The organism is Ensifer sp., assembly GCF_035999135.1.
Taxonomy (GTDB): Bacteria; Pseudomonadota; Alphaproteobacteria; order Rhizobiales; family Rhizobiaceae; genus Ensifer.
Genome location: NZ_DASYGZ010000057.1, coordinates 1 through 12,427, shown reverse-complemented (window position 1 = coordinate 12,427; position 12,427 = coordinate 1). Strand labels below are relative to the sequence as shown.

Below are 12,427 nucleotides of genomic sequence, written 5' to 3'. Positions count from 1 at the left end.
CGCCGGGCGATGATCGCAACGATCGAGGGGAGAACCTGTCGGTCCGGCGATCGCCGTCGCCGGACCGACGCTTGCATGGCTACTCGGCTTCCATGACCTTGCCGGGCAGGCTGAGATTTCCCGATGCGACCTTGAAGACGTTGTCGACGCACAGGAGCGGTGCGTGCAGGTTGCCGTTGACCTTGAGGCCGGCCGTCACGCCGTCATAGGAGGCGCCCTTGATTCCGCCGATCAGCGACAGCGGGATTTCCACATCGACCGTCTCGCCCTTGAAGCTGGTCGGATATTCGGGGCTGTCGATCAGCAGTGGAACGCCGGGCCAGGTCTCTGGAACCTTCGGCTTTGCGCCTTCAGGAATGTCGACCACCTTGAGACCGCCACCGCACGCCTTGTCTTCGGACAGCACGACCCAGTGCGGATGCCAAATGTGGCGGTTCTTGCCGCCCTTGGCGGCGTCGTCGAAATCCGGATGGAAGGTGACGGCGAGCGCGACGATCCCCTGGCCGTTATCGAAGCCGATCTCTCCGCTGTCGAGGCTGGTCGGCCAGACATAGGCATAGACGTTCGAGCCCTCGAACTTGCCTGTCGCATCCGGCTTGTCCTTGCCGGCCTCGCCGCGCACGCGAGTCGTGAAAACGGCCCTGTCTCCCTTCGTGACGATGCTCGTTTCCACAATGTCAAACGCGGCATGCACGGCCTTGGCCGGCTCGGCCTCGATCGAGTGGGCGGCGGCAGCGCTTAGCCATAGCGATGCCGTTCCGGCGATGACGACGCCGGTTGCGTGCTTCCAATGCATTCCAGGTCTCCTTTTGGCCAGGTCTCCTGTTGGGGCGATCGCCACAATGAGCAGCGCCCCTCCTTTTGTTTCGTCCCATCCATCCGATGCCAGCGGCGGGGCGGTCGCCGCCAGCATCGGGGCGCCGACGATCATCCCTTGATGAAGGCGAGAAGGTCGGCGTTGATGATGTCCGGGTGCGTGGTGCACATCCCGTGCGGCAGACCCTGGTAGGTCTTGAGCGTGCCGTGTTTCAGGAGCTTCGCGGAGAGCGGCGCAGAGTCGGCATAGGGCACGATCTGATCATCATCGCCGTGCATGACCAGCGTCGGCACGGCGATCGTCTGCAGGTCCTCGGTAAAGTCGGTTTCCGAGAACGCCTTGATGCAGTCGTAGTGCGCCTTCGCGCCACCCATCATTCCCTGGCGCCACCAGTTTTCGATCACGCCTTGGCTCACCTTCGCGCCGGGACGATTGAAACCGTAGAAGGGGCCGGCCGGCACATCGAGAAAGAACTGGGCGCGATTGGCGACGAGCGCTGCCCGGAAGCCGTCAAACACCTCGATCGGCAACCCACCGGGGTTCTTGTCGGACTTGACCATGATGGGCGGCACAGCGCCGATGAGCACGGCCTTGGCAACGCGCCCCGGCTTTGCCCGCGCGACGTAGTGGGCAACTTCGCCGCCGCCGGTGGAATGCCCGACATGAACCGCGTTCTTGAGGTCGAGATGGTCCGTCACGGTCGCCACGTCGGCGGCATAGGTATCCATCTCGTTGCCTTCCCAGGTCTGGGTCGAACGCCCGTGACCCCGGCGATCGTGGGCGACGACACGGAAGCCCTTGTCGAGGAAGAACATCATCTGCGCATCCCAGTCGTCGGCGCTGAGCGGCCACCCGTGATGGAAGACGACGGGCTGTGCATCGCGCGGCCCCCAGTCCTTGTAGAAGATTTCGGTACCGTCCTTGGTTTTGACGAACGACATGATTTTGTCTCCCGGTGGATTTGAAGATGATCCTTGTGCGGCCGATCCCAGGCCCGGTAGTGCCATGGCGGCCATTGCCGCTCCGCCTGCCACGAGAAGATCGCGTCGCGTTGCAAGCACTTTAGGGGTGACTGCGCGTTCCTTCATGTCTACCTCCTGACTGTCCGCCCTTTGACGACACCACGCTGCAGCATATCCGGATTGTTGGCGAGTAAAGCGTCGTAAAACGATGCAAAGGCCAGGTGAGCCAGAACGCCCCCCATGCTCAGGCTTTGAGACGGCGTTCCTTCGCGACCTTCATGAGCGCGTGAGCCGCCATGACCGGAGCGTCCCCGGCATCCCCAAGGATCAGGAGTCCAGCGGCGGCTCCATGGGGAGCAAGGGCGATATCCCTTCCCGGGATCGCGGCCACCGGGCGGCCGCTGTCCAGAAGTGACCTCAACAGCAGAACGACCTCGTTGCCGCCGCCTTTCCAGAGTTCTCCGGAAAACCCGAGGCAAAGGGCTGCGTCGAAGTCATCGATCACGATTTGATGGAGACCGAGCGTGTCGGCAAGATCGTCGCGCGCCGAGCGGTCTGCAAGAAAACGGCCGACGTCGGGGGCGTCGGATGCCAACCGCTTGAAGTTCGGCAGATCACAATGCCCGCCCTCAAGGGTGGCGAGCACGACGTCAGCCCCATCGTCCTTGAAAAGATAGTAGGCGGGAGCGAAGTGTCCGAGCTCGAGTTCGCAATCCAGTCCCTCGCCGCCCTCACCCCCACAAAGAATGACGAGGAAACGGATCGGTTGGCTGCCTTCCATGGGCGCTCTCCTCTACTTCATGCCTCGTTCGGTCGTGGACGCTCGAAGGGAGAAGCAGTTCAAAAAATGCTTGAGCGACCTTGTCGCGTCAGACGGGTGACGCAGCGCTGCAACAGCGATGATGCATGGAGGAGCACGACCTGCCGAGTAGAGAGTTGTAAATCGGTGTAAACGGTCGAAGCGGACCTGCAGATTTACTCCGGACGCCTGGCGCCAACCGCGGCACTGGCGCCGGACAAGACCGGATCAAGGCATATCTGCGCGTCGGCCATGTCCCCTTCGATACGGCGAAGCAGACCGTTCGCTCCCGAAAGTTCCGCCGCCCAAATGGCCGCCTCGAAGCTTGCGGCGGCGTTGCGGAGGTCAGCCTGTTTCAGGTAGATCCCCGCCTTTTCCCTGTGCAGTTCCGGAAGCCACCACGCCTCCCCGGATAACGCCCCTTTTGCAAGGGCGGCATTGAGCACGCCAAGTGCCTCCTCGTCTCGACCTATCCCGGAAAGTGCGCGGGCCTCCGTCGAAACGAACATGGTTTCAAACAGCACGAAGCCTGCGCCGCGCAACTGCTGCAACCCGTGTCGCAACAGCCTCAGACTGCCGAGACTTTCACCGGCCCTCTGCATGAGCTCGGCCTCGAAGCAATCCCCGTAAGTCCGCCATACGTCGAGCGACATGGCCTTCGTATGCTCCCGCAGCATGGCGATGTAATGGGCCGCCAGTCCGTCGTCGCCGGTCATCAGCGCGAGTGGGCAGGCCGCCTCGGCCAGCACATTGGTCAAGGAGGCATAGTGGCGAATGCTCTCGGCGTAGAGGAGGCTGTCCTCCACCTCTTTCAAAGCGTCCGTTTCACGGCCGAGGAACCATTTGCAGCGCGACAAGATGGTGTGCGCCGTCGTCCGCTGGTCGAAGTGAAACCGGATGGAGTGTCCAGCGGACGGAACATCCTCGTACTGCGCCAGCATCGCTTCGAGGTGAGCCTCCGCCTCGGCGTGGCGCCCCAGCCAGTGCAGCGTCGCACCTTGCATGCGTTGGCCGATCACGCTGTCGGCTGGATCCGGCGAGACAATCGCCTGATCGGTAAACCGCTCCGTCCATGCAAGCCCCTCCCTGGGTGCCGCCCTGTTGATGGCGTCCACCCAGAGCGCCCATATCGCACGAAGCTGATGATCAACATCGCCCAGCTTTTCGGCAATCCGGGCCGAAGCGGTCCATGCAGCAACGCCACGCCAGGGCTCGTCCGCTGCAATCAGCTGTGGCCAGCCAAGGGCCGTGTAGAGCTTCATCCTGCTCGCCTCGTCCAGGTCCGGATTGGCATCAAGGTAGGAGATCGAGGCCGTGACGACGGCGATACATTCATCAAACAGCGACAGTTTGAAGTACAAAGGCAGTGCCGCTACCGTGATCCTGGCCCCGAGAAGCCTGTCGCCTTTCGCTCCGAATGCCCAATCAAGGCAGGCCCGGAGGCTGGGTACAAGATGGGATGCGCCCGCTTCGACTTCTTCGGCCGAGTTTGTGTGGAGTGTCGGGCCCGATTTTTCCAGGAGCAGGCAGAGATAGTTGCCCAATCTGGCCATCGCGCGCTCGAATTCACTGCTGCCGGCAAGCTTCTCGGCGGCATAGATCCGGGTCGTGTCGAGCAGTCGATAGTACGGATCCTCGACATTGGCCTCCAAGGTCACCAGAGATTTGGCAACGAGCGCAGCCAGGACATCGGTCGCATCTTCCGTCAGCATCTCTTCAGCGGCGCTCGCGGTGAAGCGGCCGCGGAACACCGACAGTTCGCGAAGCGCGCGTTGCTCTGATGGATTGAGCAGAAGATAGCTCCAATCCAGGGCCGCTCGAAGCGTCTGGTGCCGCGGCAGCGCCGTACGGCGGCCACGGCTTAAGACCTTGAAGCAGTCCGTCAATGACTTGCCGAGCGCCGCGACGCCCATGGATTCCAAACGACCCGCCGCCAACTCGATCGCCAACGCAATGCCGTCGAGGCGACTGCAGATATCGATCACAACCGGCGTATCTTCCTCGGAGAGTTCGTAGCCGCCCAGACATGCATCCGCGCGTTCCACGAAGAGCTGAACCGCAGGGAACGCGAGTGCCTCCCGGCTTGACAGCGTCGATGGTGGAAGAGCGAGGGGCAGAAGCCGGTGCACCCTCTCGCCGGCGGACCGCAACGGCTCCCGGCTGGTCGCGAGAAAGTGCACGGCCCTCGTCCCGTGCAGCACCGCTTCAACGAACCTGGCGGCGTTTTCGACGACATGCTCGCATCCGTCGAGAACGACGAGGGTGGGCGTTGCCTCGAGGGCCACGCTGATTGCGCTGATCGGTTCGCCCGAACGGGAAAGGACGCCGAGACGGGATGCCACGACCGTGGGGACAAGTTCGCCGGCCCCGACCTCGGACAGATCGATCCGCACGAGATTGAACCGGGAGCCCAGGCGGGCCGCCACTGCCCGGGCAACCGTGGACTTGCCGATACCACCCGGTCCGGCAATCGTTACCAGACGCCCTTTTTCAAGCTGCGAGACGACGGCTTCGATACTCTGGTCGCGCCCGAAGATCCGCATATCGTCGGGATCGTCGCTCAAAAGCGGCCGAATGGTCCGCTCGGCTTGAGCGACCGGTCGTCTCTCGACCGGTGCGACGAATACATAGCCTCGTCCCGGTATGTTTGCGATGTACTGCGGTTCGCCCCGCGTGTCGCCGAGTGCCTTTCTCAAGGCGGAAACATGCACCCTCAGATTTGCCTCGTCCACAAACGTGTCCGGCCAGACCTGCTTGACGATATCGTGGTTGGCTTTCAGTTCGCCGGGACTGGAGATCAGGAAAAGGAGAATGTCGATCGCTCGACTGCCGAGCGCAACGATCGCGCCGTCGCGCGTAAGGCTGCGCCTTGCAGGAACGATCGAAAACGGCGCGAAGTATAATTCCTCTTCCAAGCTATTCTCCGGCCTCTGTCGACGCGGGGGGTCTGGATGCAGACAGCTTTTAGCAAGCTATGGATCTAGAAAGATGAAGGCACCCGACGATCATCGGCGACGCCTGGAAATGGCTTCTCGAATAACAGAACAGGCGAGATGATAAACGTCCTCCGGCAAGAGGCAATAAGACGTTCGTCAGCATCGGCGCGCTTGCAGGCGCACAACGCGGTCGGTGCCAGAGACCATTATTGATGACGCCTAAGGCAGGGTGTTCTCGCGGTTGGCGCCGGCCATTTGCTGCAGCCAGCGGGCGAAATGCACGACGCGCGAGCGCGCGAGGCGCTCGCCGGATATGTCGAGCCAGTAGCCGATCGGCCCCGTCACCACCACCGGGTCGAGCTGGATCAGACTGCCGGCCTGCAACTCGGCCTCGATCATGTTGCGATCCACCACGGCAAGCCCCGCTCCGGTCAGGGCAGCCTGGATCACCATGTCGAGCGTGGCGAACTCCATGGCATTCTCGGGCAGGCTCCGGCGATCGCGCTGTGCCGCTTGAAACCAGTTGTCCCAGGTGGGCAGCCGCCGCGTTTCGTCGAGCACATAGAGCAGGCAGCTGCCGCGCAGGCGCTCCGGGTCGGCCTGGAGCCCGGGCGCGCACACCGCAATATGCTGCTCGGTCATCAACCGCGTGCTGGTATGCCGCTCCCGCGGGCCGGCGCCGAAACGGATCACGCAGTCGAACCGCACATTGTCGTCGCCGCGCATATGCAGCGACAGGTCGAGATCGGGAAAACGCTGCCGGAAGGAGGTCAGCCGCCGCGACAGCCAGCGCGCGGCGAAGGTCGGCGGCGCCAGAACCTTCAGGGTCTGCCGCGGCACCGTCGCGCGCACCTCGCGCACCGCCTCGTCCATCAGGTCGAACGAGACGAGCAGCCGCTCGTGCAGCACGGCGCCCGCTTCGGTCAACGCGACGCTATTGCCGATGCGGCGGAAGAGGGCGACATCGAGCGTGCTTTCGAGCTGGCGGATCTGCCGGCTGACGGCGCTCTGCGTCACGCCCAGCCGGTGCGCCGCCTGGGTGAAGCTGAGGCATTGCCCGACGACCGTGAAGGCCCGAAGAGACGTCAGGGACGGAGAAACCGACATCGGAACGACACCTGGCTTGGCGCCCGGAGCGGCAGTCCCGGTCGACCGGTTCCGCCGTCCGGATCAGCATGGAGATCTGGACCCGGCATCTTCCCGCTTGCCGACAGCGTCAGAAGGCGCCACGTCCCGGCGCCGCCTCGATGAGATCGCGGGTATAGGGATGCTGCGGCCGGGTCAAGACCTCGCTGGCCGGACCGCGTTCGACCACATGGCCCTTGCTCATCACCACGATTTCGTCGCTGATCTGCGCGGCCACCCGGAGGTCATGGGTGATGAACACCACCGCGAGCGACAGGCGCTTTTGCAGGTCGGCCAGGAGATCGAGCACCTGAGCCTGGACCGAAACATCCAGCGCCGAGACGCTTTCGTCGGCGATCAGCACATCCGGCCGCATCGCCAGCGCCCGGGCGATGCCGATCCGTTGACGCTGGCCGCCGGAAAAGGCCGCCGGGCGGCGATCGTAGGCGTTGCGCTGCAGCCCGACGAGTTCCAGCAACTCCTTCGCCCGTTCCACTGCCTCGTGGCGGCTCGCGCCCGACAGCATAGCGGCCCGCGCGATCATCGGCCCCACCTTGCGGCGCGGATTGAGCGAGCCGAAGGGATCCTGGAAGATCATCTGGATCCGGCGGCGCACACGGCGCAACGCGCCACCCTTGAGGTCGAGGATCGCGTGCCCCCCGACCGCGATCGTGCCCGAGGTCGGATCGGTGAGGCGAATGAGGTTCCTCGCGACAGTGGACTTGCCCGAGCCGGATTCGCCCACAATGGACAGCACCCGCCCCGGCGCGACCGAAAGCGTGATGTCATGCAGTACCTGCTTGGCGCCGTAGCTGTGGTTGAGCGCGCTCACCGCCAGCGCCGGCGCTGGCTCCGCCCCTGCTTCAGCCACAGGGCGATCACGCGGCACGAGGCTGGGCACGGCGGCGATCAGCGTGCGGGTGTAATCGTGCTGCGGCGCCGTCAGCACCTGCTTGGCGCTGCCTACCTCCACCACTTCGCCGCGACGCATCACGGCAATGCGATCGGCGATATCGGCCACCACGCCGAGATCGTGGGTGATGAAGATGATGCCGTGGCCGTGATTGTCGCGCAGTTCCCGGATCAGCTTCAGCACCTGGGCCTGTGTCGTCACGTCAAGGGCCGTGGTCGGTTCGTCGGCAATCAGCAGCTTCGGGCTCATCGCCAGGGCCATGGCGATGACGACACGCTGGCACTGGCCGCCGGAGAGTTGGTGTGGATAGCTCCTGAGGATGCGGTCCGGCTCCGGCAGGTGCATCTCCTCGACCAGTTTTCGCGCCCGTGCGGCCCGTTCGGCGCGTGGGAAGTCGGCGTGCAGTTCAAAGACCTCCTCGATCTGCTGCGCGACGGTCAGCGCCGGGTTGAGCGAGGCCATCGGCTCCTGGAAGATCATGCCGATGTCCTTGCCGCGGATAGAACGCCACTGGCGTTCCCCGAGCGTCAGCAGGTCGCGCCCGCCCATGACGGCCTCACCGCCGGCAACGCGCAGGCCCTTTGGTGCGGCGCCCATCAGCGCCGCCGTCAGCACGGATTTTCCCGAGCCGGATTCGCCGACGACACAGAGGATTTCGGCCGGTTTCACCTCGATCGAGACATCATGCACCGCGAACGGCCGGTCGGCGCCCTTCGGCAGCGCGACGGAAAGATTGCGGATCTGCAACAGGGGCTGGGTCATGCCTGACGCTCCTTCGCGTCGTTCACTTCGCGCAGGCCGTCGGCCAGAAGGCTGAGGCCGAGGGTCAGGGACGAAATGGCGATACAGGGAAAGATGACGAGATGCGGAAAGGCAATGGCCATGGCGCGGCCCTCGTTGACCATGCCGCCCCAATCGGGCGTCGGCGGCGGCAGACCGAGACCGAGAAAGCCGAGCGTGCCGATGGTGATCGCCGTGTAGCCGAGCCTGAGGCAGAAATCGACCGCGAGCGGCCCGGTGGTGTTGGGCAGGATGTCGATGAAGAGGATCCGCAAGGTGCTTTCGCCTTGGGTGATGGCGGCCTTGACGAAATCACGGCTCGCCACGTCGATGGTGATCCCGCGCACGATGCGGAAGATCGCCGGCGCACTGCTGAAGGTCACGGCGATGACGATGTTCACCGGCGAGGCGCCAATCACCACGATGATGACGATGTAGAGCACCAGCACCGGAAAGCTGAGCACCACGTTGGCAAGGAAGGAGAGGACAGCATCCGTCCGCCCGCCGGCATAGCCGGCGATCAGGCCGAAGAGGAGCCCGAAGGCATAGGCGGTGAGCGTCGCGAGCGTGGCGTAGATCACCACTGTGCGTGCGCCCCAGACGAGGCGCGAGAGGATGTCGCGCCCCAGCATGTCTGTGCCGAGCAGAAAGAACTCACCCTTGGCGCCCTGTGCCAGCGGCTTGGCAAGCGGTTGTAGCGTCTGCAAGGGATCGTAGGGTGCGATCAGCGGCGCGAGAATGGCAACCAGCAGCCAGCCGAAAGCCAGCGCGCCGCCCACCAGGACGAGAGGTTTTGTCAGGTACGGGACGAGCGCCTTCATGCCTTGGCTCCCAGTGCGATGCGCGGATTGAGCCAGCCGTAGATGAGATCAGACAGGATCTGGCTCAGCACCACGACGAGGACGGAGATCATGGCACAGGCCTCGATCAGGTAGATGTCCTGGTTGAGCGCGGCATCATAAAGAAGCGTGCCGAAACCCTTGTAGGCATAAAAGACTTCGACCACGATGACGCCCGACAGAAGCCAGGGCAATTGCAGCATGATGACCGTGACGGGCGTTATCAGCGCATTGCGCAGCGCGTGGCGCAGCACGATGCGGCCCATGCCGGCGCCCTTCAGCCGCGCCGTGCGGATATAGTGGGTGTTCATCACGTCGGCCATCGAGGCGCGTGTCACCCGCGCAAGGTAGCCCATCGAATAGAGCCCGAGCACGGAAACCGGCAGGATGAGTTCGGCCAGCGACAGGCCTGAAATCATCGTGCTTGCCCCCGGCAACAGGCCGAGCCAGAAGACGAAGATGCCCGAGAGAAACACCGCCGAGGCGAAATCCGGGATCGAGGTGGTCACAACCGAAAAGACCGAAATCACCCGGTCGAGGAGCGAACCCGGCCGCATGCCGGCAAGCACGCCGAGACCGAGGCCGAAGACCACGATCACCAGCAGCGCGCCGCCGGCAAGGATGGCCGAAGCCGCAAGGCGCGGCATCACCATTTCCACGACGGGCGCGCGGAAGAAGGTGGACATGCCCCAGTCCCCGGCCACGAAATGGCCGAGCCAGCGAACATAGCGCAGCACGAAAGCATCGTTGTAACCGTTCTGCGCCAGCCACGCCGTGCGCTGTTCGACGGTCGAATACTGCCCCAGCACCTTGACCGCGACATCCTCGACGTTCACCTCCAGCGCCAGAAAGATCAGGAACGAGACCGCCAGCATCGTGGCGAGCGCAATCGCGACCTTTCTCAATAGGAACATGCCAAAAACCAATGTTTCTCCCCCTTCTCCCTGAAACGGGGCCGAAACCCCGTTCTTCTCACCAGACCCGACAGCCGGGCGTCAGACGCCCGGCGCTTGCTCAGGCGATCCAGACGCCGTCCATGCGGAAATAGTCCGACGGATGCAGGACGAAGCCGTGCACCTTCTCGGCCGCAGCACTCAGGCGCTCGGGCCAGAACGGCTGGACCATCACGGCGTTGTCCTGAAGGATGCGCTCGACCTCCTGCATCGCCGTCTTGCGCGCCTCGGGATCGACCAGGGCCATGGCCTTGTCCAATGCGGCATCGAATTCGGGGCTGGCAAAGCGGCTCTCGTTCCACGAGCCGCCTGAGCGATAGGCGAGGTCCAGCGTCATCGTGCCGAGCGGGCGGTGCGCCCAGAAGGTCAGACCGAAGGGTACCTTGTTCCAGATCGGCCAGTACTGCGAGGCAGGCAGCACGTTGAGCTTCAGGCGAATTCCCGCTTCGGCGAGGTTCTGCTGCAGCACCTGCGCGGTGTCCTGCTCCCACTTGCCCTGGGTGTTGCCGAGCGTCAGTTCGATGTCCAGACCGTCGGCATGACCGGCTTCTGCGAGCAGCGCCTTGGCCTTTTCCACGTCGCGCGGCGTCGCCGGCAGCGAGAAGTAGTCGGCCTGGGTCGGCGAGACGTGGTAGTTCGCGCCAAGATCGCCTCGCCCGCGATAGGCCACGTCGAGCATCTGCTGGTTGTTGGCCGCGAGCACGACCGCCTGGCGAACACGGATGTCGTCGAACGGCTTCTGGTCGACCTGCATGCGCAGGACGATGGTGTTCGCGCCCTTCGCCGACAGGATCTGGATGTTCGGCAACGACTTCATCAGGTCGTATTCGGCGATGGTCGCGCGATAGATGACGTCCACCTGACCGCTGGAGAGTGCCGCCAGATGCGTCGTCACGTCAGGGCCGAGGTCGATATACTGGATGCCGTCGAGACGGGCGGGCGTGCCCCAGTAGTCCGGCCGCTTCTGGAACACGGACTGGCGGCCGACCTCGTGGCTGACCAGCGCGAACGGTCCGGTTCCGACCGGATCGGCCGGCCAGTTGCCCTTGAAGCCGCGGTGCACGATGGGGCAGGTGTAGGAGTAAAGCTGCTCCGGCAGAGAGGCCATGGGCCGCGACAGCGTGATGCGCACGCTGTGATCGCCGGTCTTTTCCACGCGCGAGATCGCGCCGAAAGCGGTCTTGTTCGAGCTTTGCGAATCCGGTGCGATCCAGCGCTCGATGTTGAAGATCACGTCCTCCGGCTGGAAGGCGTCGCCGTTCGACCACTTGGCGCGTTCGTCCAGCTCGAAATCCCAGACGGTCAGATCCGCCGAGGGCGTCCAGCTTTTCGCCAGATAGGGGTGGGTGATGTTGTTCTCATCGACATAGGTCAGGAATTCGAGGCTGTTGCGGAACAGGTTCGACGCCTCGATCCAGTTCGTCATCATCGGATCGGTGATTTCCTGAATCTGGCAGGCAAAGCGCAGGGTACCGCCGTCCTTCGGCGTTTCCTCGGCGAAGGCTTTACCACCCAACGCGCCCACGCCGCCGATGGCAACGCCGAGCCAGGCCATGGCGCGCAGGAACCCGCGCCGGTCGATCTCGCCGCGCGCAAGGCGCGTTGTCAGGGCCTCGGCCTCGGCATGAAGCGGCGCGCCGCTGAGCGTCTTGTATTCAGTCACTTTCTCTCTCCCTCTCTAGAAATCTTTTGATGGCCGGACCGCGGTCCGGTCCGGCCCTTGTCCCCTCAGGCGACAGCAGCCATGGGCGCGGCAAAGCGCCCGGCGGCCGGACGCGGCTCGCGCGGCAGACGCTTGCCGGCCGTGTAGTCGTTGATCAGGTCGCAGGGCGTGTAGTTGCGTTCGATCTCGAACACTTCGTCGGCGTCGAGCTCCGTCGAGAGCGCGGCGAGTGCGCTGTCGAACTGCGCCTTGGTGTCGGCGCCGACCAGCATCGACGAAATTTCCGGTTTCCGCAGAACCCAGGCCTGGGCGACCTGCGCCGGGCTGATGCCGCGCGCCTCGGCGACGCGGGCAACCGACAAGGCGATGTCGCGCGAGGCGCGATCGTTGTACATTTCGGCGGTGAAGAAGTCGGTCTGGTTGCGGATCGAGTTCATGTCGTTGGTCAGGATGCCGCGCGCCAGCGGGCTGAAGACCGACACGCCAACGCCCTGATCCGCGCAGAACGGGATCATCTCGCGCTCTTCCTCGCGATAGGCGCAATTGAGCTGGAGCTGCATGTTGATCGGGCGGGCCCAGCCGTTCTTTTCGCAGACCTTCAGGATCTTGGCGAACTGCCAGGTGAACATGGTCGAGACGC

10 protein-coding genes are annotated in these 12,427 nt (G+C 64.1%); all 10 read right to left on the bottom strand.

Annotated elements, in window-relative coordinates; all coding sequences use genetic code 11:
- Positions 1-79: 79 nt before the first annotated feature.
- Entirely contained in the window at positions 80-796 is a 717-nt protein-coding gene (locus tag VGO12_RS05820) for a hypothetical protein (RefSeq protein WP_327511781.1), read from the bottom strand.
- A 131-nt stretch (positions 797-927) separates the two neighbouring features.
- Positions 928-1,758, bottom strand: a complete 831-nt coding sequence (locus VGO12_RS05815; protein WP_327511780.1) for an alpha/beta hydrolase — start codon at positions 1,756-1,758, stop codon at positions 928-930.
- 265 nt (positions 1,759-2,023) lie between these two features.
- Positions 2,024-2,560 carry a transporter gene (locus VGO12_RS05810; RefSeq protein ID WP_327511779.1) on the bottom strand — a complete coding sequence of 179 codons (537 nt, stop codon included), beginning with the start codon at positions 2,558-2,560 and terminating at the stop codon, positions 2,024-2,026.
- Positions 2,561-2,754: 194 nt separating this feature from the next.
- On the bottom strand, positions 2,755-5,493 hold the full coding sequence (locus tag VGO12_RS05805) for an ATP-binding protein (protein ID WP_327511778.1): 2,739 nt from the start codon (positions 5,491-5,493) through the stop codon (positions 2,755-2,757).
- A 240-nt stretch (positions 5,494-5,733) separates the two neighbouring features.
- A complete protein-coding gene (locus VGO12_RS05800) occupies positions 5,734-6,621 on the bottom strand; it encodes a LysR substrate-binding domain-containing protein (RefSeq protein ID WP_327511777.1) in 888 nt (295 codons plus the stop codon).
- Between the two features lie 109 nt (positions 6,622-6,730).
- Positions 6,731-8,314, bottom strand: coding sequence for an ABC transporter ATP-binding protein (locus VGO12_RS05795; RefSeq protein WP_327511776.1), 1,584 nt, complete (start codon positions 8,312-8,314; stop codon positions 6,731-6,733).
- Positions 8,311-9,153 (bottom strand): ABC transporter permease, encoded by an 843-nt coding sequence (locus VGO12_RS05790; RefSeq protein WP_327511775.1) that lies wholly within the window; start codon positions 9,151-9,153, stop codon positions 8,311-8,313. The genes VGO12_RS05795 and VGO12_RS05790 overlap by 4 nt, the downstream gene beginning before the upstream one ends.
- On the bottom strand, positions 9,150-10,085 hold the full coding sequence (locus VGO12_RS05785; RefSeq protein WP_327511774.1) for an ABC transporter permease: 936 nt from the start codon (positions 10,083-10,085) through the stop codon (positions 9,150-9,152). Before VGO12_RS05785 ends, VGO12_RS05790 begins: the two co-directional genes overlap by 4 nt.
- Before the next feature lie 100 nt (positions 10,086-10,185).
- Positions 10,186-11,787: an ABC transporter substrate-binding protein gene (locus tag VGO12_RS05780; protein ID WP_327511773.1), complete on the bottom strand. Its 1,602-nt coding sequence runs from the start codon at positions 11,785-11,787 to the stop codon at positions 10,186-10,188.
- 65 nt (positions 11,788-11,852) lie between these two features.
- The coding region (locus VGO12_RS05775) for an aldo/keto reductase (RefSeq protein WP_327511772.1) at positions 11,853-12,427 on the bottom strand (575 nt) is incomplete at its 5' end.